Here is a 21,442-nt window from a genome sequence, read left to right as displayed (position 1 = left end):
CGAGTGTACTGAGTCAGGTTAGTGCATTATTGGACTAAGTGCCACCAAAATTGCACACAACACAAAAAGTTAGTACGCTCAACACCACCCGAAGGCGGGCCCAGCTATACCCCCGAAAAAGATGCACCGGCGCATGCAAGGAGTGAACTGATGAGCGAGAGCGACAAGCCCCAGACACAGGCGGCCACGCCCGCGATGGTGAGCCTGCGAGCCGTCGACAAGCACTACGGCCCTCTGCACGTTCTGCAGAACATCAACCTTGAGGTCGCCGAGCGCGAAGTCGTTGTGGTCGTTGGTCCCTCCGGTTCTGGCAAATCCACCCTCTGCCGCACCATCAACCGACTCGAAACGATCGATTCCGGTCAGATTGCCCTCGACGGCAAGCCGCTGCCCGTCGAAGGTGCCCAACTGGCCCAGCTGCGTTCCGAAGTCGGAATGGTCTTCCAATCCTTCAACCTTTTCGCGCACCTCAGCATCCTTGAGAACATCACTCTCGCCCCGATCAACGTGCTCAAGATGACGAAGGCCGACGCCAAGCGCGAAGCTCTCGAACTGCTCGCTCGGGTCGGCATCGCAGACAAGGCCGATCAGTTCCCCGCTCAGCTCTCGGGCGGGCAGCAGCAGCGTGCGGCCATCGCCCGCGCCCTCGCCATGCACCCCAAAGTGATGCTCTTCGATGAGCCGACCTCGGCCCTCGACCCCGAAATGGTCGGCGAGGTACTTGAAGTGATGACGTCACTTGCCGCTGAAGGAATGACGATGGTCGTCGTCACCCACGAGATGGGCTTCGCTCGCAGAGCCGCCCATCGCGTCGTCTTCATGGATGCCGGTCAGATCGTCGAAGAAAACACGCCAGCCGAGTTCTTCGACCACCCCGAGTCTGAGCGAGCGCGCACATTCTTGGCGTCGATCCTCGCTCACTAACTTTTCACCCGCACAACCCGCACAGACGCACCATCAACCACGAGAGAAAAGGAATCACATGTTCACATTAGGATCCTCACGCCGACGGGTTGCCGTCTTCGGCGCTGCCGTCGCGGTGACGGCGCTGGCCCTCAGCGCTTGCTCCACAGACTCGTCCAGCAACGTTCCCGGTGGCGACGATGCCGCAGACGTGACCGACGTTCAGGCGATGCTCGCCGGTGCGCCCGTTGCTGACGACGCCCTCTTCACCGCCGGCTCGACCATGGAGAAGATCCGCGAACGCGGAACTCTCATCGTCGGCGAAGCTCTCGATGCACCCCTGCTTTCTCAGCAGGACCCCGCCAACCCGGATGACGTTGCCGGCTTCGACGCGTACCTCGCGCAGCTGCTCTCGGTTTACATCTTCGGTGAGCCCAGCGTTGAAATTGTGCCCCCGGCATCCGAGACTCGTGAAGCACTGCTGCAAAACGGCACCGTTGACGTTGTCTTCAACACCTACACGATCACTGAAGAGCGTGCCGAGCAGATCACGTTCGCTGGACCGTACTTCAGCTCGGGACTCGCCGTTGCGGTGAAGGCCGATAACGACGAGATCAAGGGCATCGACGACCTCGGCGGTAAGACCGTCATCGTTGGCGCCAACACTCCGGCCGTTCTTGCCGTTCCCGAAGAGCAGCCAACCGCAGAGCTCGTTGACTTCGCAACCGACCCGCAGGCAGTTCAGGCACTCCTCCAGGGCCGTGGCGACGCTTACGTTCAGGACTACACCCTGCTCGCCAGCAACGCTGCAGCGAACTCCGACCTCAAGGTTGTTGGCCAGCCGTTCACTGCTGAGCCGTACGGCATCGGTCTGGGCTTCGGCGACACCGAATTCAAGGACTTCATCAACAACTGGTTGCTTGAAATCCAAGACGGCGGACAGTGGGGCCAGGCTTGGACCTACAGCCTCGGAACCGTCGTCGAGTCTGAAATCCCGACGCCGCCGACCATCGGATCGGTTCCCGGCTCCTAACGAGCGCGGAGCAACGCCAGGAGATAACAGATGGAAATTTTCACGGAGAACGCAGGGCTTCTCCTCGACGCAATCGGCACAACGCTCCTTATGGTGCTCGTCGCCGGCGTTGGGTCCCTGATTCTCGGAGTGCTTGTGACGGTGGCTCGAGTGAGCCCCATCCCAATCCTCCGGCGGGCGGCATTCCTGTACGTGCAATTCTTCATCAACGTTCCGCTCTTGGCGTTGCTCCTCCTCGCCGTCTTTGCGCTTCCGGATGCGGGGCTCATCCTCCCGCTTCTGCCGACAGCGATCATCGTGCTCACCGTCTACGAGGCTGCCTATGTTGCCGAAGCGGTGCGCAGCGGGATCAACACGGTCTCGGTCGGTCAGATCGAAGCAAGCCGTGCGCTCGGTCTTACCCTGTGGCAAAGCCTGCGCTTGATCGTGATCCCGCAGTCGCTTCGTGCCGTCGTTCAACCCCTCGGCAACGTCATGATCGCGCTCGCCATGAACACCGCTCTGGCAGCGGTCGTCGGCGTCGTTGAGCTGACGTCTCGCGTCAACAAGATCAACCTTGTTTATGCGCAGCCCATTGAAATCTTCACGGGCGCCGGTCTCGCCTACATGCTGATTGCTCTCGCGATCGGCCTCGCAGCCGGCCGAATCGAACGTAAGGTGGCGATCCTCCGATGAGTACTCCTAACACCAACGTCGCCTCCTACCTCTACGAGGTTCCCGGCCCGCGCGGTCGCCGCCGCATCATCATTGGTTCGATCATCAGCGCCCTCATCATTGCGGGCGTCATTGGTGCCGGACTCTGGCAGTTCGGCAGCAGGGGCCAGCTCGACGCCGATAAGTGGACCCCCTTCCTTGACCTCGCAATCTGGAAGTATCTGGGCGTCGGCCTCCTCGGCACCCTCCAAGCCGCAGCAATTGTCGCCATTCTGGGCGCCAGTTTCGGAACTCTCCTCGCTCTTGGCCGGGTCAGCAAAGTTCGCTGGTTGAGCTGGCTCTGCGCTGGCTACATCGAGATCGCCCGCACCGTGCCGGTGCTGCTGCTGATCTACCTGATGCTTTTCGGGCTTCCCCAGTTGGGAATCAACTTTCCGGTGCTCTGGAAACTTGCTATCCCCCTCACGCTCGCCAACGCCGCAGTCTTCGCCGAAATCGTTCGGGCGGGCATCCTGAGCTTGCCGCGTGGTCAAGCCGAAGCTGCCTTCAGCCTGGGGCTCCGCAGCAGCCAGGTCATGCGACTAGTGGTTTTGCCGCAGGCTGTGCGCAACGTCACCCCGTCGCTGATCACGCAACTGGTCAGCCTCATGAAAGACACCTCGCTCGGCTTCATCGTGGCTTTCACCGAGCTTCTTTACCGCGGTCAAGTTCTGTCGAGCTTCAACCATCTACTCATTCAGACCTATCTCGTAGTGACAATCATCTATTTGCTGGTCAACGGAAGCCTTTCGGGGCTAGCCTCGCGACTGCAGAAGAAGCCTGGTCGTCGCCGCACCACTATCGCCAGCGCCACGATGGCACTGCCCCTTCCCACCCCCGGTGGGCAATCACCACAGAAAGCACCCCATGTCTGATCTCACCGCTGGCCCTCTCTCCGAACTCGCTATCATCCGGCGTTCAGGCATGATCGAGAGCCGTCATTTTGGTTCACTTCTCGCTTTCGCTGCCGACGGAAGCGTTGCCCTAGAACTTGGCGAGCCCGATGTTGAAGTGTTGCCACGGTCGACTGTTAAACCGTTGCAAGCGATGGCCTGTCTCGTTGCCGGTGCTGAACTTTCGGGGCCAGAGCTGGCGATCGCCGCCGGTAGCCACACGGGAGAAGATGCCCACGTCGCCATTGTCTCCGCCATTCTTGAGCGGGCTGGGCTCGGTGAGCATGCCCTCGGATGCCCCGTCGACCGCCCCGAAGACGAAGAAACTTTTGAGCGGATGATTCGCGAGGGCGAAGGCCGCAACCGTCTGCGGATGAACTGCTCGGGCAAGCACGCCGCAATGCTGCTCGCCTGCTCTGTCAACGGCTGGTCGACCGCCGACTACCTAGAGCCGTCGCACCCACTGCAGCAGCAAGTGCAAAAGACAATGGCCGAAATGACCGGCGTTGTCGCTACGCATACCGCCGTTGACGGATGCGGGGCTCCCCTCTTCGGAACGACCGTGCGCGGAGTCGCGGCGTCGTTCCGGGCGCTCGTACTCGCCGACCCTGAGTCGCCCGCAGGTCGGGTCGCTGCGGCAATGCGCGAGAACCCCTTCTATGTCGGAGGCAGCGGTCACGCGAACAGCGAACTCATGGTGAACATGCCCGGTGCGCTCTCGAAGGGCGGCGCTGAGGGTGTTATCGGAGTGGCTACAAGCGATGGTGCTGCAGTCTCGATGAAGATCATCGACGGCAGCCCGCGGGCCACCACCGTGATCGCACTCGCTGTTCTTGACTCGCTCGGCTACGACACCGAAGCGGCCGCCCGGTTTGCTCACGTGCCTGTGCTCGGCGGCGGAAAGCCAGTCGGCCAGATTGAAATCGGTGCCGACCTTCGTAGTGCCATCACAGCAGCGCGAGCATAACGTGACGATTCTCGAGGTGTGCCTTGACGATATTGGCGGAGCTCTCGATGCTGAAAAGGCCGGAGCTCACCGTATTGAGCTGTGCGCAGCTCTCGATACTGGCGGCATAACGCCCAGCCTCGGCACGGTGTCTTCGGTGCTCGCCTCGCTGACATCGATGACCGTGATGGTGCTGATTCGCCAACGTGGTGGGGACTTCGTGTACTCGCCGGCTGAAGTCGACGCGATGGTTGCCGATATCCATTCGATGCGGGACCTGCCTCGCGGTGAAGGTGTCACTCTAGGCTTCGTCATCGGCGCCCTCACCCCGGAGGGAACGGTGGATAGCGCAGCAACGGCAGCGCTCGTCGAAGCAGCGGACGTGCATCCGGTGACATTCCATAAAGCGTTTGACCTCGTCGTCGACCACTCGGCGGCGCTAGAAACGCTCATCGCGGTGGGCATCGCGCGAGTGCTGACCTCAGGCGGAGCGTCAAGCGTTCTCGAAGGTGCCGACGTTATGGCCGCCCTTGTGGAGCAGGCGGGCGAACGCATCACCATTCTTGCGGGCGGCGGCGTTCGGGCGCACAACGCTCAAGAGATTTTGAGCCGCACGGGCGTCACCGAACTTCACTTTCGGGCACCCGTCGAGATTGCGAGCAACGGCTATCAAGGCGGAGCATCCGCCCTGTACGACAGCGGAAGCCGCACCGTAACCTCGCCAGAACTGGTTCGCGAAATGCACGCTGCGGTGGCACCGCTATGAACATTGCGACCGAGACCGAGTTGCCGGATGTCGTTGTTGCCATTGATCTTGGTGGCACCGCACTAAAGGGTTCGCTTGTTTCGGCGACGGGGGAGACGGTAGCGACGAGAACGCAACCGACTCCCGCCGAGGGAATCATCGAAGCACTGCTGTCGGTAATCGCAGAACTGTTGGATGACGCAGTGAGCCACTCGCGCCGGGTCGTCGCCGCTGGAGTCGTCACTCCGGGCATGGTCGACGAGATTGCCGGGGTCGTCACTTATGCCTCAAATCTGAACTGGCGAAACGTGCCGCTGCTCGCTGAACTGCAAAGCAAACTCAGCATCCCTGTTGCTGTCGGGCACGATGTGCGCGCCGCAGGGCTGGCCGAAAGCCGCCTCGGTGCCGCTAAAGGCATTGAGGATTTCACCCTCATCCCGATCGGCACCGGGATGGCGGCGGCGCTAGTTTCTGCCACCGGGCCGATCCGGGGAGCGCTCGGAGCTGCCGGCGAAATCGGACACATCCCGATCGTTCAGGGTGGCGAACTGTGCACGTGTGGCCAGCGCGGCTGCCTCGAAGTGTATGTCTCTGGTGCGGGTGTTGCCCGCCGCTATGCTGCCCGCTCCGGGCGAACGCGGTCATCGCGCGACATCGTTGCTCGACTCGGAACTGACCCCGACGCAGATGCGGTGTGGGAGGACGCCACCCGAGCTTTGGCACAGGGGCTCGCGACGGTCACGCTCCTGCTCGACCCGGGAGTCATCGTTCTCGGGGGAGGATTCTCGCAGGCCGGTTCCGCGCTTCTTGAACCCGTAACCCGGCACCTGCAGGAAAACCTCGCCTGGCGCGACGCCCCAGAAGTCGTACTCTCCAGCCTTGGTGGCGATGCGGGACGAATCGGCGCTGCCCTCCTCGCGTTCGCAAAAGTGGGCCGCCTCGAAGTGGCCGACAGCTGGGTGCGCGATGCCGAACGAGTGCCGCTCTAGTCTGATTGCCGAAAGGAAACCATGACAGGGATCGCGATCGTTGGCCGTGGCGCGATGGGCTCAACCCACGCTCGCGCTCTGGAATCCCTCGGCCGGGGCGAGCAGATTCGGTATGTTGTTTCGCGCACCGCCGGGGGTGAGGCGGAAGCGGCACCGGCGGCATCCGTCATCAGCGACTTTGAGGTTGTGCTCGACGATCCCGAGATTGATGTGGTGTCGATCTGCACTCCTACCGGGACGCATCGCGAGCTGGCGGTGAGCGCATTGCGGGCCGGCAAAAACGTTCTGCTGGAGAAGCCCATTGCGTTGGCGATGGATGACGCCCGCGCTATCCGCGATGAGGCTCAGCGCAGCGGAAAAGTGTTCATGGTGGCGCAAGTAGTGCGGTTCTTTGACGGCTACCGGCAGCTTGCCGACGATGTCGCCGCCGGAAAACTCGGCCGACTATTGTCAGCGCGGGCCACTCGACTCAGCAGCAAACCCGACTGGGCAGACTGGCTGCGAGACTTTGCCGAAGCTGGCGGCATGCTTGTCGACTTCGGTATCCACGACTTCGACCAAATGAATCTGCTTCTCGGTGACCCCGTCGAAGTGTCCGCAACGGGGCCGTCTGTGCCCGGTGCACGAAACGCTTCGGGCCCGGTGGAGACGACAATCACGTACCGTGACGGCGGCATCGGCCAAGTGCTGAGCTACGCCGACCTGTCCAGCGGTGCGCCATTTCGCAGCTCTGTCGAGGTCGTCGGCACGGGAGGTTTCGCGCAATACGAGTACGCGGCCGCATCCTCGGGGTCGTCAGCAGTGTCGCGCTATTCGCTCTCGGCGGTGGCGCATGACTCTCGATTTTCTTTGGCAGCCGAGGATCCTTACGCGCGACAGCTCGAGTACTTTCTCGATTGCGTTGCCCGCGAGGTCGAGCCGGGATTCTGCCCGACTTTGTCTGCGCTAGTGGCGTTAGAAGTTGCTCTTGCCGCAACCAAGTCGTTAGAGCTCGGGGTGCCCGTTCGACTGGATTCGAACTCGAACTCGAACTCGAACTCGGCTGCCGCTGACGCCTAGTGGCAACTCCCCGGAACGACGAGTCGTAGCACTTCGGTTCACGAGACCTGCAGGCTCAGGCCTGATTCTGGGCGAGGATCACCTCGAGTTCCGCAACAACGAGGTCAGGTCGGGAGATGAACGGATGGTGCCCCGTCGGAAGCTCGACGGAGTGTGTCGCCCGGGCGGCGTGGAAGCGTTGCAGTTCGAGTGACGTGCTGCGGTCGTCGCCGCAGATCAGGTAGGTAGAGTCGATCCCTTCCCATCCTGCTTGCGATGTGGGCGTTGCGAACGCTCCGACGCCTTGGGCGGCCACGCGGCTCCACGCTTCCTCCTGAGCGGAACGCTCCGCATCCTGCAAGAATCGTTCGCCGAAGGACGAGACATCGTATCCGGCAACGCCAATCAGCCCGGCGCTGAGCTGGGCTACAGCAACTGGGTTGGGCTCCCCGCTCATGATCGAGCCCTGCGACTGCCCCACGTCCGGAAGATACGACGAGATGTACAGCAGGTTTGACACGGATGGGTGGTACCCGGCTTCAGCGATGACCGTTCCGCCGTAAGAATGACCGACCACGATTGCAGCGTCGACCCGATCGAGCTCGCGTCGAAGAGCCGCGGCGTCTGCGAGGAGTCCACCGGCAGTCTCATCCGGAGTCGTCTCGCCGCACGATGGCAAGGCCACCGCTCGACTCAAGACCCCGGTTCGCTCATGGAGGAGCTCGGCGGTCTCACGCCACCACCATGCTCCATCTCGCACCAGGGCACCGTGCACAAAAATGACGTCCATATGTTTCTCCTTACTTAACGGGTGGCCATCTTTAACGGTATACGTAGCGATCGTTACGTGAAAGGATCAGGGCATGGGACGACATCCGCAGCCGGAGATCGCGGACCAACTCCTCGATCGGTGCACCGACCACGCTCTGGCATTTGGTCTTCCTGATCGCCTTGAGCCATTCGTGCAAGCGTCGGGGGTGTCCGCGCGCATGCTGCTCTATCACTTTGGTACCAGAGACGAATTATTCGTCGCGGTACTCCGCCGGGCCAGGCAGCGTCAGCTCGCGAGCTTCGAGAAACTCTTGCGGGTGGTGCCAGGCGAGGACTACACGGAGACGCTCGGGAGGGCATGGGGGAGTATGACCGGCCCGGACGGAGAGCCGTTCCTTCGAATGTTCGGGCAGTTGCGCGAGCAGAGGGAGCGCTCTCTCTGGCCGGGCTTCCGGCGGCTGGCCACTACCGACTGGCTGGGTCCCCTCGAGGTTGGCCTGGCGTCCATCGGCCGGTCCGGGTCATCGACGATGGTCCTCTCGGTCATCCGAGGGCTGATGATGGACCTTGACGCCACCGCCGACGTCGCCCGCGTGGACCGAGCCTTTCATGAACTGCTGTGTAGCCTCAACCCGGCGGCTCCGGCGCCACCCTCGCGCGAAGCGGACAGGAGTCAACCAAACTTTCAGCAGACCCAAGCGTCAGCGCGGGACACGAGGGCCTCCTGAAATCGCGTGAGCGCGACAACCCATATCGATACCGGAGGTGTCCTCGCCCATTAACTCAAGCCACGCCGTTCACAACGTCCCTGAGAGTTGCACCTAGCGTGCGCGGATGCCGTGCTGATCGAGCACGTCAAGGAACGTTGTCGGTTCTGGCCGCACCCGATGGTTATCGGTTTGCTCGGCCCAGAGCACGGTTCCGGTGTGGTCGGTGATGATGACGGTCGGTACGACGGTGTCGCCATTGGCTTGGCCTCCGGCGCTGAACATGACCGGGGTGCCGCCGGACTGCACGAGGTCAAGTACGGCGGCAGCCGCGCCATCCGCATCGATGTAGAAGCTGACGGGGATGTCGAAGCGTTGCGACAGCTCAACAGTGTCTTCGGGCTTTTGCGGGCTGATGATCGCAACGGCGACACCGCGTCGATCGAGTTCGCGATACTGGTCGGCGATCTGGGCCACCTGGGCCATGCAGAACGGGCACCAGTTGCCGCGAATGAACATAATCACGTGTGGTTGGTGCGTGAGCAGGCTGCTGTCGACGACGTCGCCATCCACGGTGGTGAGCGGGAACAGAGGCAGCGGCTCGTCGACGCGCACCGGCTTGGTCGAGACGTGCTGCACCGAGTACCAGTAGTTGTAGCCCAGGATGACGGCGAGGCCGAGCGCGGCGACAAGCACCGCGAACGGTCCGGCTAGAACCGAAACAGCAATGCCAACGACAGCAATCGACAGCTGCACCCACGGATGCCGGCGCTGCACGATCACAAGGCGCGTCATCAACAGAGCCAAGTAGAGCGCGTAAGCAGCCCACGGCAGGGCGGCGGCAAGCCACCACGGCTGCGACTCAACGATTGCGCGAACGACGACTAACGCGATCACCAGAACGGCCAAAGCGGCAGTTGCTTCGCCGTAGATCCTTTTGATGAGTTGCATGCGTGGTGCCCGTCTTCGTTGGTGTCGCGCGGGCTAACGGAAGCTAGACCTACGTCACACGGTACGCCCGATAGCGCACCGTGTCGGCTTCCCGCACGCACGACGCGATGAAGAGCGACTGTTCAAGATGGGCAAGCTCGGGGGCCGACGTCTCGAGTGTCAACGATGTCCGAAAGTAGTAATCGGAAGGGTCGACGGCTTCGCCGCGAAGCAGTGCCTCAAGAGTTTCGGGTGCGCCGCTTCGCACCCCAGACACCGTAATGTAGATCAATCCGCCTTTCGACGTCTTGGCGGAATAGCGGCCGTCGATATCGATAGTGCCGTCTGGCCGAACGAGTTGCCAGTCGGCACCGCCGGGCAGGATCGTCGCGTCGATAGAACCCGTGATCTCGCCTCCAATGATGTCGATTACCCGACGATTTCCGGTGCGCGTGGTCCCATAGTCGGCGACCTGCCCGACACGGACCGTGACGTCGAAGGTGGCTTCAAGGCCAGGTTCGGTGGGGGTGAGTGTCACGGGGGCCTCCTGGTCGTTGGGCGCAGTAACTAGCCGTTGGGCTCAGAAACTAACGGTTGGATACGGAAAACGTGGGACGTTCGTTGAGGAGCTGGGGGTTGAACCCGGCGGCGCGCTTATATTCGTCAGCGATGGCAGCCAGTTCGGCGGCGGAGACGACATCGTGGATGTTGGTGAAGCCAGCGGGCGCCCGCTCGTACGCGAGTTGCATCACTCGTTCGGGGCCAAGGGACCTGTTGCTGAGCGTGATTCTCGTGGTGGTCGGGAGCCGGTCGTTCTCGTACGCCTGCAGCGCAGTTTCGATGGAATTGGCGGTGGCAAGGCGGTAAGCGATAGTGCGGGCGTCAATGATCGCTTGCGATGCGCCATTTGAGCCAATCGGGTACATCGCATGCGCGGCGTCGCCGAGCAATGTTTGTCGTTCGAAGGTCCAGCGGTCGACGGGGTCACGGTCTACCATCGGATATTCGAGCACCTCATCGGCGGAATCAATGAGCGCAGGAATGTCGATCCAGTCGAATTTCCACTCCCGAAAAAGGTCGACAATCTGCTGTTTATCGACTGTTCGGTTCCAGTCGTTGAGTCCCGGATTATCGTCGTCAAGACGCCTCTCGGCGATGAAGTTGATGCGCGCGAGGCCGTCAGAATCGGCTTCGGAGAGCGGATAGGCAACAAATTTCTGTCGCCCGTCTCCCGCCATAAACATCGATCGTCCATCGAGAAACGGTGTCACGCGGGCGGTGCCGCGCCAGAGCATGAGACCGTTCCACACGGGTGCGCCCTCGTCGGGATAGCGCTGCTTGCGCACGGCACTGTGGATGCCGTCTGCTGCGATCACAACATCCGCGCTTTCGACTCGCTCCTCACCGTTTCGGGTGCGAATTCGCACGGATTGCTTCTCGTCATTCGCGTTGGTTCCACTGACCGCTGAGCCGAGAACAATCGCGCCGGGCAGCCGTTCGCTGACCGCATCGCGCAGCAGCATCTGAAGCTCGCCCCGGTGTACCGAGTACTGGGGCCAGTCATAGCCGGCGGCTCGTCCGCGCGGTTCTGACCAGATGGGGTGACCAAAGCAGTTGTAGTAGCTGAGCGTGCTCGTGGGCACGCCGAGCTCGGCGAGTTTGTCGCCGAGGCCCAATTCGGTCAGCTCGCGAACGGCATGGGGCAGGAGATTGATCCCCACTCCGAGCGGACGCAACTCGGCCACGGCCTCGTAAATGGTGAGGTCGGTGATCCCGGCATCGTGTAGCGAGAGGGCGGTGGCGAGGCCGCCAATTCCTGCGCCAGCGATGATGACCTTCATGGTGAAGTGGTCTCGTTGGCGGCAGTTCGTGCAACGGAGTCCAGAATGAGGTCAACGCCGAGCGTGAAGATATCGCTGTCACGCAATTTTCGAAGTTCACTGGCGACGGCCGCAATGTGAACGTGCTTCAGGGGGTCAACCAGTAGCGGGCCGTCGAACCACGAATCCGATTGAGGCGCTGCTGCGCCGCTCACCGATCGCCCGCGGGCGATTCCGGCGACTTCGGAGAGCACGTAAGACGAGTAGAGCGCGTAATGGTGCACCAAAGCGGTGCCTTCTAGCCCCGCCTCTGAGAGTGCCGCGAGAATAAACTCGATACTCTCGATTTCTGCGGGCCCGTTCGTCGTAAGGACGGTGGCTTCTAGCGCAATGGCAGGATGCTCAAGGCCAGTTTCGAGTGTGGCCGAGGCGAGGTCGCGAAGTCTTTGGCGCCAATCCGACCCCGTGGAGACTCGGTTCAGTGTTGTCGACTGCAGCTCGTCGAGCAACGCACGCATCAGGTCGTCTTTACTTGCGAAGTGGCGATAGATCGCGGTCGGGTCTACCCCGAGCTCCGTTCCGAGCGCGCGCACGGAGACGGTGTTGGTATGAGGTCGCGCAGCGATTTCGAGCCCCGCTTTGACGAGGATGGCTCGATCGAGGCGTTTCGACTTGTCTTCTCTGGCTGATGTTGTGGTGTCCACGTTCTCATCCTATCGGCGGTCAGCCAATTTGTCATCGGTGTTGACAACGCTGTTGATTTCGCTCTAGCATCTCCACAACCGTTCGACGACCTAGGGATGTGCTCGGTGGGCAAAGCAGACGTAATTCTGACCGGTGGCCAAATTTTTACTGGCAGCGGACAGCCAGTGGTGGGAAAGGCCGTGCTGATTACGGGCGGTCGCATCGTCGACATCGTGCCTACGGACACGCTCGAGCTCTATCGGGGCGATAACACCACAACTGTGGAACTCAACGGCGGCCTCCTAGCTCCCGGATTTCAAGACGCTCACATCCACCCGGTGGGCGCCGGAGTTGAGCTGCTCCAATGCACGCTCACCGAAGCAGTCGACGCAGCCGACACCCTCGCTATGATCGCCGCGTATGCGGCCGAGAACCCCGAAGGGTGGATAACGGGCGGAGGCTGGTCAATGGACCACTTCGCCAATGGGTCTCCAGCGCGCCAGCTTCTCGACGACGTGATTGGTGAACGGCCCGTGCTGCTGAGTAGTCGTGATCACCACAGCGTGTGGGCAAGCAGCGCAGCCATTCGCGCGGCAGGACTCGACGCATCCACTCCTGATCCGGCTGACGGTCGCATTGAGCGCGAAGCCGACGGGTACCCCGCTGGCACCTTCCACGAGGGCGCCGGCAATTCGTTCATCTCGGTGGTTCCAGAAGTAGACGACGATCTCGCCTACGCGGGACTTCTTCGAGCGCAGGACGAGCTTCTGAAGCTCGGCATCACGGGGTGGCAAGACGCGATGATCGGCGACAAAGTGCCAACCCTGCCCAGCAATCTCCCCGCGTACCGTCGGGCCCTCGAAGAGGGAACACTCCTGGCCCACGTTGTTGGCGCGCAGTGGTGGGAACGAGAACGGGGCGGCGAGCAGGTTTCCGAAATGGTGGAGCGTCGCGCTGAAATAGCAGCGCTCGGAACTGATCTGCTGCAACTGGGAACCGTCAAAATCATGGTCGATGGTGTAGCGGAAAACTTCACTGCGGCCATGAATGACCCGTACCTCGATGCTCACGGGCACGACACCGCAAACTCCGGGCTCTCGTTCATTAAGCCCGAACTCCTCAACAACTACGTGACCGAACTCGACCGTGAGGGGTTCCAGGTGCACTTCCACGCGCTGGGCGATCGCGCGGTCCGGGAGGCGCTCGACGCGCTCGAAACGGCACGGGACGCCAACGGTGCGACCGACGGACGCCATCACCTTGCCCACCTTCAGGTCGTATCTGAGAGCGATACGGCTCGATTCGAAACGCTGGATGCCGTGGCCAACCTTCAACCGCTGTGGGCGTGCCACGAAACACAGCTCGACGAACTGACCCTCCCGTTCATGAAGAAGGACTTGGCGATGCGACAGTATCCGTTCGGGGATCTGCTTCGCCACAATGCAAAACTAGCGGCCGGCAGCGACTGGCCCGTGTCGAGTGCAGACCCGATTGAGGGCATCCATATGGCTGTTAATCGTGTTGTGCCGGAGTCTGACAACGAGCCCCTCGCTGGTGAGCATCAACGCCTCGACCTCGCGACGGCCTTCGCGGCCTACACGTCCGGATCGGCATACGTGAATCATCGCGAACACGACACCGGTTCCATTGCCGCCGGATACCGCGCCAATCTCGTCGTTATCGAGCCGAACCCCTTCGACGTCCCGAGCGACCAGATCTATCGCAGCAGCGTCGTATCGACGTGGATCAACGGCGTCGAGGTTTACGCCAAAAACTGACCGCAAGCACCCCATAGAGGAGCATGACATGTCACTACCCAGAACACAGCTCACCGTAATACCCACGATCGCTCTCGCCGCCGCGCTGGCGCTGACCTCGTGCTCTGCGCCAGCGGCAGACACTGGTTCAACCGGATCGGTCTCGTTCGAGCTCACGGCCCAAACTCCCGCGCCGGCTGGCGACATTGATTCCTTCACCTGGGTCTCGTACGCAGAGCCCTATTCGCTGGACTACGCCTATGCGTTTGACTACGCGGACAACCAGGTTCTCTCGAATGTCTGTGACTCGCTGCTGCGACTCAACCCAGACTTCAGTATCTCTCCTTCGCTCGCGTCCTCCTACGCGAACCCAGACCCGGTGACCTGGGTCTACTCACTCCGAGACGATGTGACCTTCCACGACGGGTCACCACTCACTGCCGACGATGCGGTCGCCTCGATGCTGCGCCACCTCAACCCCGACATCGGATCGTCCTGGTACTCGATCTATCAGAACGTCGCCGCAATCGAGGCGACTGGTCCGCTGGAGGTCACTGTTACCCTCGCTAGCCCAGATTCCCAATTCAACTACGGGATGAGTGGTGCCGCGGGTGCAATCGAGTCGGCTGCCACCCTAGACGAACTCGGGCGGGATTACGGAAACTCCACCGGACTCGTGAATTGCACCGGCCCATTTGAGCTGACGTCCTGGAAGTCGGGAGAATCAGTGACGCTCACTCGCTACGACGACTACTGGGATCAAGCCTTGCGGGCGAAAGCTGCGGAGGTCGAGATCCTATTCATGAACGATCCGAACGCCCGAGTGAATGCCCTCACTTCCGGTCAAGTAGACGGCGGATGGCTCATCCCTGCCGAGGCGTACAGCTCGCTGCAGTCGTCATCCGGTGATCTGTACTTTGGTCTCAACACCAGCGTCTCGAGTCTGATCGTCAGCGACCTCGCTGGCCCACTGGGTGATGTGAATGTTCGTAAGGCGCTCATGATGGCCCTAGATCGCCAAGGAATTGTGGATGCCGCCCAGAATGGCTACGGAACGGTTACCAACGCGCTGACGACAGAGTCCGTCTGGGGCGAGGCAAGTGCCGACACCATTGCGGAAGCATTCTCCGGGCTTGATGACTACCCGTACGACGTCGAAGCGGCGAAGAAGCTTATCGAGGACGCTGGTGTCGCTGGCGAAGAAATTGTGATTCGCACGGCCCCCATCGGTGCCGAATTCGCCATTGTTGCTCAGGCGACGGCAGCAGCAGCGCAGTCGATTGGGCTTGAGGCGACGATCGACACGGTGACCCCGGAAGCGTACTCGACGCTCTTCTTTGACCCGAGTGCTCGGGAGGGTGCAGACGTGTTCTTCACGGCCTGGTACCTCTCCACCCCTGACCCGCTTGAAATGTTCGCTGTACTGCAGACGGGACAGTTTCCCAACTACGGCAATTACTCCAACGCTGAGTATGACTCGCTAGTGGATGAGGGTGTTGCGGCGGCTGATCCAGAAGAGCGTGCAACCTATTCCGCAGAGTTGCAGAAGATTGCCAACCAAGAGTTGCCGTGGATGCCGCTCTACGAGGCTCCGATCAGCGTCTACCTCGGTGAGCGCGTAACCGGCGTCGCTCCCTCTATCGCAATGCTCTACTTCCCTTGGGCAGCAACGATCGGCGCGCGCTAGCGTGATCATCCGTCGGGTCGCGGGCAAGCTGGGGTCACTCACACTGACGCTGGTTCTTGCGTCTGCCCTGATTTTCTTCTCCCGTTTCCTGGTTCCTGGTGACCCCGTAAGTTTTCTCTTGCGGGGTCGCCAACCCTCCCCAGAAGCCATCGCTTCCATCACCGAACAGTTCGGTCTGAACCTGCCGCCGTGGGAACAGTACCTGCAATGGATCGGCGGCATTTTTCAGGGCGACTTTGGGCGATCGCTGCAGTATCGGGACGCGGTGACGTCCGTGATCGGGGACCGCTTGCCGGTAACGCTCGGGCTGGTCGCTCTGGCTGCCGTAATGATTCTTGTCACGGGGATCGTGGCCGGAACGATCGCGGCCCTGAATCGTGGGCGGCTACCCGATCGATTGATCCTTACTGTTCTCACCGCGCTCGGCGCGATCCCACCGTTTGTCGGCGCTATTGTTCTCATTGCTGTCTTCGCTGTTCAACTCAACTGGTTCCCAGCCTTCGGGTCGGGCGACGGTTTCTTCGACACCATTCACCATCTGATCTTGCCGTCCGTCGCGATGGCGATCTCGTTCATGGTGCTTATTGGCAAGATCACCCGCATGTCGATGGTTGAACAGCTCGGCCGCGAGCATGTTCAGGTCGCAACAAGCCGAGGACTTCGGCCCCTCACCGTCGTTCGGCGTCACGTGTTCCGCAACGCGCTCGGCCCCATCTTCACGGTCAGTGGCCTGCTGATCGCCGGGCTTCTGGTGTCCACCGCCATTGTCGAGTCGGCCTTTGGAATCGCTGGCGTCGGATCGCTCCTCGTGCAATCGGTGAACCGTCTCGACTTCCCCGTTGTGCAAGCGATCGTGCTGCTCGTTGTTGCAGCGTTCGTCGTCGTCAATGCCATCGTCGATCTGCTTCAACCCTTGATTGATCCGCGCGCGGCAGCAGGAGAGGCAGGGCGATGAGTAGGCCAACACCAACACTGGCGCTGAAAGTAATGAGGTCGACGCGTCGTCGCCGAGTCTCGGTGAGCTGGATGATCAGCGTTGTCGTGCTCGGTGTGTTCACGCTCGCGGCGATCTTCGCACCGCTGGTGGCACCCTATGACCCCGATCAACTCGACTTCGGCGCTATCTACGGTGACGCCACCCTCGCCCACTGGCTTGGCACCGATGCGCTCGGTCGAGACACGTTGAGTCGCATCATCTACGGTGCGCGAACGGCGTTGCTTGCGCCACTGATCGTCGTGATCGCCTCGACGATCCTCGGCATCCTCTTAGGGCTCGTGGCCGGATGGCGCGGCGGCTGGATCGACGCCGCAATCGGTCGTCTGCTCGATGTGGTGCTCTCGTTTCCTGCCCTGTTGGTGGCGATCTTGGCTGCGCGCTCTTCGGCAAGGGACTGGTGGCGCCGGTCATTGCCATGAGTATCGCTTACGCTCCGTTCGTCGCTCGACTGACCCGCTCGCTGGTGATCTCGGAACGCGCACGTCCCTATGTCTCGGCCTATCGAGTGCAAGGTTTCTCGGGTGGCTGGATCGCGCTTCGGCGCGTACTTCCGAATGTGGTGCCCACCGTCGGTGCCCAATCGACGCTGAACTTCGGCTATGTTCTCGCGGAGTTGGCCGGGCTCTCCTTTCTGGGACTTGGAGTGCAGGCGCCGACGGCGGACTGGGGCGCGATGATCAACGAATCTCAAGCCGGACTGGTGGGCGGACACTTTTTGCCGGCACTGATTCCCGCCATCGCCGTCGTCATCGTGGTGGTCGCCGTCAACGTGATCGGCGAAGAGATCTCTGAGCGAATCGGCGGGGGAACATTCGAATGACACTCTTAGAGATTTCCGGACTTACCCTCGACCTTCCCACCGGAAAACGCCTCCTCCACGGCATCGATCTCACGGTCGGCGTCGGGGAGACAGTGGCTCTCGTGGGCGAGTCTGGCTCCGGCAAGTCACTGACCGCACAGTCCGTGCTCGGACTGCTGCCGTCGCGCGCGGCGACGTCCGGAGAGGTGCTCGTCGAGGGCGCCGATGTGCTCACAATGAGGCCCAAGCAACTGCTGGCGCTTCGCCGCTCGACCGCGGCGATGGTTTTCCAGGATCCCCGGGCCGGCATCAATCCGATGCGCACGATAGGAGATCATCTCACCGAGGCTCTCCGGCTCGGTGAAGGCTGGCCTGCTGCGCGCGCTCGGGAACGCGCCATCGAGGTACTCGCCGCAGTTGACATGCCGAGACCACTGGACCATCTCCGCCAGTATCCGCACGAGCTTTCGGGCGGCATGCTGCAGCGCGTGATGATCGCTGGCGCGCTCGCCGGTTCGCCACGGCTATTGGTATGCGACGAACCGACCACAGCTCTCGACGTCACTACCCAAGCGCAAATCTTGCAAGTGCTTGCCGAGCAGCGAGACAAACGTTCAATGGGGTTGCTGTTCATCACTCACGACCTGAACCTTGCGGCATCGTTGTGCGACCGGGTTTATGTGATGAACGAGGGTCGGGTTGAAGAAGAGGGTCTCGCGCGCCACATCTTTCTCCACCCTGAGACCGCGTACGCTCGCCGTCTTGTTGCGGCGACCCCGACGATCACCGTGCAGCCCGGTGAAGCATCCGCCTCGCCCTCGACCACGTCAGGGCCAGCAGTGTTGGAGGTGCGCGACCTCACGAAAACCTATCGCGCGCGTGGCCGTGAGTCGGTGCACGCTCTGAACAATGTGACGCTCGAGATTCGTCAGGGAGATGCTCTCGGCGTTGTGGGGGAGTCAGGTTCAGGAAAGTCGACTCTGGCCCGCATGATCGTGGGGCTTGAAAGGGCAGACGCCGGAACGATTGCAATCGATGGCCATACGCTGAAGGGGCGGCCTCGTAAACGTGTCGATCGGCTAGATCGTGCGCGTCGGGTGCAGATGGTGTTCCAAGATCCGTACCTCTCACTGGATCCGCGGATGACAGCAAGCCAGGCGGTAGAGGATGCGCTACACCTGCACCATCCACGACTCCGGATGGCAGACATTCGAGACCAATCGCTGGCCTTGCTCGAGAGTGTCGGACTGGCAACGACGCAGGCCGAGGCACTGCCGCGAACGCTCTCTGGTGGTCAGCGGCAGAGGGTCGCTATTGCTCGTGCTCTCGCCATCGAGCCCAGTCTGCTGGTGATGGATGAGGCGACGAGTGCCCTGGATGTATCGGTTCAGGCCCAGGTGCTTGACGTGATTTCGGACATCCGCGAGCAGCGGGGGCTCACAATCCTGTTCATCAGTCACGACCTTGCGGTTGTTCGCAGAGTTTGTGAGCGCAGCGTCGTGATGCGGGCAGGCGAGATCGTCGAAGCGGCAGCGACAATCGATCTACTTACTCAGCCACAACACGAGTACACGCGACTACTCGTCGACTCGGTGCCGCGGGTGATGCTCGTCGGCGACAACCCTTAGCTGCCGCCGACGCCGCAAGGATTAGGCGCCGAACGCCTCCACGAGCGTTCCGCGGTGCGCCGTGAGCAGCTCTTCGAGGGTCAGCGTGAACTGGTCCTGAATTTCGAGGGCGGGTGCCGCAGCATCCGTGACTCCGATGCGCACGGCGGGGTAGTTGCGGCCTTCGCAGAGTCCGCGGAACTTCACGTCGTCTTCGCGAGGGATCGAGACGATCATGCGACCGGTCGATTCGCTGAAGAGTGCAGTGGCGGCGTCGATTCCGTCGCGTTCCAGCAGTTCGCCGAGCCACACGCGAGCGCCAACGCCGAAGCGCATGACGGATTCCGCGAGAGTCTGAGCGAGTCCGCCATCGGCGAGGTCGTGCGCGCTGGCGATGATGTTTTGCTCGTTGCCGGCCTTGATGAGGTCGGCGAGGCGGCGCTCGGCGGCGAGATCAACTGTGGGTGGCAGGCCACCGAGGTGGTCGTGGATGGTGCCGGCCCAGGCTGAACCATCCAATTCGACCTTGGTGGTGCCGAGCAGGTAAATGTTGTTGCCTTCGTCTTGCCAGCCGCTCGGGATGCGCTCAGCAACGTCACGGATCAGACCGAGCACCGCCACCACGGGGGTCGGGTGGATGGGCACATCGCCGGTCTGGTTATAGAACGAGACGTTTCCGCCGGTGACAGGGATTTCCATCTCGAGGCAACCGTCGGCGAGACCTTCAACGGCGCGGCTAAACTGCCACATCACTTCGGGGTTCTCGGGGCTACCAAAGTTGAGGCAGTCACTAACCGCAACGGGGTTGGCGCCGGTGGCGGCAACGTTGCGGAATGCTTCGGCGAGAGCAATCTGGGCTCCGGCGTAGGGATCGAGCTGGCAGAAGCGACCATTGGCGTCGGTCGCGACCGAGAAGCCGAGACCGCTCTCTTCGTCGATGCGCACCATGCCGGCGTCATCCGGGAAGCTCAAAGCGGTGTTGCCGAGCACGTAGCGGTCGTACTGGTTAGTGATCCAGCTCTTGTCGGTAAGGTTGGGGCTCGCGAGCAGCTGCAGCATTTGGTCGCGCAGCTCGATGCCGTCCTTGGGGCGAGCGAGGCTCGAGGCGCTGTCGGCCTGAAGCTTATCGATCCACTTCGGGTACGCAACGGGGCGGTCGTAGACGGGGCCATCGATGGCGACGGTGCGCGGCTCGACGTTCACGATCTCTTCGTCGTGCCAGTTGATGATGAGGCGGCCGGTGTCGGTGACTTCACCGAGCACACTGGTTTCGACATCCCACTTCTCAACAACCTTGAGGAAGCCTTCGAGCTTCTCGGGCTTCACGATCGCCATCATGCGTTCTTGGCTCTCGGACATCAGAATCTCTTCTGCCGTGAGGGTGGGGTCGCGCAGCAGAACCTTCTCGAGTTCGATGAACATGCCACCGTCACCGTTGGAGGCGAGCTCGCTTGTTGCGCAGCTGATGCCGGCAGCGCCGAGGTCTTGGATGCCTTCAACGAGGTCACCCTGGAAGAGTTCGAGGCAGCACTCGATGAGCACCTTCTCGGCGAAGGGGTCGCCGACCTGAACGGCAGGGCGCTTGGTCGGGCCGCCTTCGGAAAAGGAATCGGAGGCGAGGATGGATGCTCCGCCGATGCCATCGCCACCGGTGCGGGCACCGAACAGCACAACCTTGTTGCCCACACCGCGAGCGTTAGCCAGGTGCAGGTCTTCGTGGCGCAGCACTCCCACGGCGAGTGCGTTGACGAGCGGGTTGGCTTGGTAGACGGAGTCGAAGTAGGTTTCGCCGCCGATGTTGGGCAGGCCGAGGCAGTTGCCGTAGAAGCTGATGCCCGAGACGACACCCTTAGCAACGCGGGCGGTGTCTGGATTGTCGATGGCGCCGAAGCGGAGCGCATCCATCACAGCAACGGGGCGAGCACCCATGGAAATGATGTCGCGAACAATTCCACCGACACCGGTTGCAGCGCCTTGGAAGGGTTCGATGTAGCTGGGATGGTTGTGGCTTTCGATCTTGAAGGTCACAGCCCAGCCTTCGCCGACATCAATGACGCCAGCGTTTTCGCCCATGCCAACCATGAGGTTCTTGGTCATGTTCTCGCTGACCTTCTTGCCAAACTGGCGAAGGTAGTTCTTGGAGGACTTGTAGAGCAGTGCTCGCTCCACATGACGGAGTACATGGCGAGCTCACCACTGGTGGGGCGGCGGCCCAGAATCTCGCGGATCTTCGCGTACTCGTCAGGCTTGAGGCCGAGGGCGCCGTAAGGCTGCTCTTTCTCGGGAGTTGCGGCGGCGTTCGACACCGTGTCGGCAACATGCTGGCGGGAATTGGTTGAGACGTCAGTCACGAGGGGCTTCTCCCAGAAGATGGTGGATGCCGGGGTGCTCACGCCGGCCGCCTCCAGTCTACCTAGGCTGGGGTTGGTGTCGCGCTTGGCCA

Annotated in this window: 19 protein-coding genes and 1 pseudogene; 14 read left to right on the top strand and 6 right to left on the bottom strand. The window is 61.8% G+C overall.

The window, feature by feature from the left end:
• Positions 1–150: 150 nt before the first annotated feature.
• From ON14_RS07460 to ON14_RS07425, 8 genes are read left to right on the top strand one after another with little or no spacing between them, the layout of a single operon-like run.
• Positions 151–924 carry an amino acid ABC transporter ATP-binding protein gene (locus tag ON14_RS07460; RefSeq protein WP_026037596.1) on the top strand — a complete coding sequence of 258 codons (774 nt, stop codon included), beginning with the start codon at positions 151–153 and terminating at the stop codon, positions 922–924.
• A gap of 58 nt (positions 925–982) precedes the next feature.
• Entirely contained in the window at positions 983–1,936 is a 954-nt protein-coding gene (locus ON14_RS07455; RefSeq protein ID WP_010204230.1) for a glutamate ABC transporter substrate-binding protein, read from the top strand.
• A 30-nt stretch (positions 1,937–1,966) separates the two neighbouring features.
• Positions 1,967–2,611, top strand: coding sequence for an amino acid ABC transporter permease (locus ON14_RS07450; RefSeq protein ID WP_010204229.1), 645 nt, complete (start codon positions 1,967–1,969; stop codon positions 2,609–2,611).
• Complete coding sequence (locus ON14_RS07445) at positions 2,608–3,504, top strand: amino acid ABC transporter permease (RefSeq protein WP_010204228.1); 897 nt, start codon at positions 2,608–2,610, stop codon at positions 3,502–3,504. Before ON14_RS07450 ends, ON14_RS07445 begins: the two co-directional genes overlap by 4 nt.
• The gene (locus ON14_RS07440) at positions 3,497–4,489 is read left to right on the top strand and encodes an asparaginase (protein WP_010204227.1); all 993 of its coding nucleotides are present in this window, start codon (positions 3,497–3,499) and stop codon (positions 4,487–4,489) included. The genes ON14_RS07445 and ON14_RS07440 overlap by 8 nt, the downstream gene beginning before the upstream one ends.
• 1 nt (position 4,490) lies before the next feature.
• On the top strand, positions 4,491–5,234 hold the full coding sequence (locus ON14_RS07435) for a copper homeostasis protein CutC (protein WP_010204225.1): 744 nt from the start codon (positions 4,491–4,493) through the stop codon (positions 5,232–5,234).
• On the top strand, positions 5,231–6,202 hold the full coding sequence (locus ON14_RS07430; RefSeq protein WP_010204224.1) for an ROK family protein: 972 nt from the start codon (positions 5,231–5,233) through the stop codon (positions 6,200–6,202). Before ON14_RS07435 ends, ON14_RS07430 begins: the two co-directional genes overlap by 4 nt.
• Positions 6,203–6,223: 21 nt before the next feature.
• Positions 6,224–7,261: a Gfo/Idh/MocA family protein gene (locus tag ON14_RS07425; RefSeq protein ID WP_010204223.1), complete on the top strand. Its 1,038-nt coding sequence runs from the start codon at positions 6,224–6,226 to the stop codon at positions 7,259–7,261.
• Positions 7,262–7,316: 55 nt separating this feature from the next.
• Here ON14_RS07425 and ON14_RS07420 read toward each other — a convergent pair whose 3' ends face one another.
• The 5 genes from ON14_RS07420 to ON14_RS07395 all read right to left on the bottom strand — a co-directional run bounded on the left by ON14_RS07420 (position 7,317) and on the right by ON14_RS07395 (position 12,172).
• Positions 7,317–8,030 carry an alpha/beta hydrolase gene (locus ON14_RS07420; RefSeq protein ID WP_010204222.1) on the bottom strand — a complete coding sequence of 238 codons (714 nt, stop codon included), beginning with the start codon at positions 8,028–8,030 and terminating at the stop codon, positions 7,317–7,319.
• A gap of 802 nt (positions 8,031–8,832) precedes the next feature.
• Positions 8,833–9,669 carry a redoxin domain-containing protein gene (locus ON14_RS07410; RefSeq protein ID WP_010204216.1) on the bottom strand — a complete coding sequence of 279 codons (837 nt, stop codon included), beginning with the start codon at positions 9,667–9,669 and terminating at the stop codon, positions 8,833–8,835.
• Between the two features lie 49 nt (positions 9,670–9,718).
• Positions 9,719–10,186: a DUF3237 domain-containing protein gene (locus ON14_RS07405; protein ID WP_010204215.1), complete on the bottom strand. Its 468-nt coding sequence runs from the start codon at positions 10,184–10,186 to the stop codon at positions 9,719–9,721.
• 49 nt (positions 10,187–10,235) lie between these two features.
• Positions 10,236–11,489 (bottom strand): flavin-dependent oxidoreductase, encoded by a 1,254-nt coding sequence (locus tag ON14_RS07400; RefSeq protein ID WP_010204214.1) that lies wholly within the window; start codon positions 11,487–11,489, stop codon positions 10,236–10,238.
• Positions 11,486–12,172: a TetR/AcrR family transcriptional regulator gene (locus ON14_RS07395; RefSeq protein WP_010204213.1), complete on the bottom strand. Its 687-nt coding sequence runs from the start codon at positions 12,170–12,172 to the stop codon at positions 11,486–11,488. The genes ON14_RS07400 and ON14_RS07395 overlap by 4 nt, the downstream gene beginning before the upstream one ends.
• A 96-nt stretch (positions 12,173–12,268) precedes the next feature.
• On the opposite strand from ON14_RS07395, the gene ON14_RS07390 reads away from it, so the two are divergent.
• Genes ON14_RS07390 through ON14_RS07370 form a run of 6 tightly spaced genes read left to right on the top strand, consistent with a single transcriptional unit; the run spans position 12,269 to position 19,020 of the window.
• Positions 12,269–13,930: an amidohydrolase gene (locus tag ON14_RS07390; RefSeq protein WP_026037595.1), complete on the top strand. Its 1,662-nt coding sequence runs from the start codon at positions 12,269–12,271 to the stop codon at positions 13,928–13,930.
• Positions 13,931–13,958: 28 nt separating this feature from the next.
• Entirely contained in the window at positions 13,959–15,596 is a 1,638-nt protein-coding gene (locus ON14_RS07385; RefSeq protein WP_010204211.1) for an ABC transporter substrate-binding protein, read from the top strand.
• Between the two features lies 1 nt (position 15,597).
• A complete protein-coding gene (locus tag ON14_RS07380; protein ID WP_010204210.1) occupies positions 15,598–16,551 on the top strand; it encodes an ABC transporter permease in 954 nt (317 codons plus the stop codon).
• Positions 16,548–17,012, top strand: a complete 465-nt coding sequence (locus tag ON14_RS16155; protein WP_237719693.1) for an ABC transporter permease — start codon at positions 16,548–16,550, stop codon at positions 17,010–17,012. The genes ON14_RS07380 and ON14_RS16155 overlap by 4 nt, the downstream gene beginning before the upstream one ends.
• Positions 17,009–17,413 carry an ABC transporter permease subunit gene (locus ON14_RS16150; protein WP_237719692.1) on the top strand — a complete coding sequence of 135 codons (405 nt, stop codon included), beginning with the start codon at positions 17,009–17,011 and terminating at the stop codon, positions 17,411–17,413. The genes ON14_RS16155 and ON14_RS16150 overlap by 4 nt, the downstream gene beginning before the upstream one ends.
• Positions 17,410–19,020: a dipeptide ABC transporter ATP-binding protein gene (locus tag ON14_RS07370; RefSeq protein WP_010204209.1), complete on the top strand. Its 1,611-nt coding sequence runs from the start codon at positions 17,410–17,412 to the stop codon at positions 19,018–19,020. The genes ON14_RS16150 and ON14_RS07370 overlap by 4 nt, the downstream gene beginning before the upstream one ends.
• A 21-nt stretch (positions 19,021–19,041) precedes the next feature.
• Here ON14_RS07370 and purL read toward each other — a convergent pair.
• Positions 19,042–21,350 (bottom strand): annotated as a pseudogene (gene purL / locus ON14_RS07365) (phosphoribosylformylglycinamidine synthase subunit PurL).
• Positions 21,351–21,442: the final 92 nt, after the last annotated feature.

The organism is Salinibacterium sp. PAMC 21357 (genome assembly GCF_000247645.1).
Lineage (GTDB): Bacteria > Actinomycetota > Actinomycetes > Actinomycetales > Microbacteriaceae > Rhodoglobus.
The sequence above is the reverse complement of the archived record's forward strand: the minus strand, read 5'-3'. Positions and strand labels throughout refer to the sequence as shown.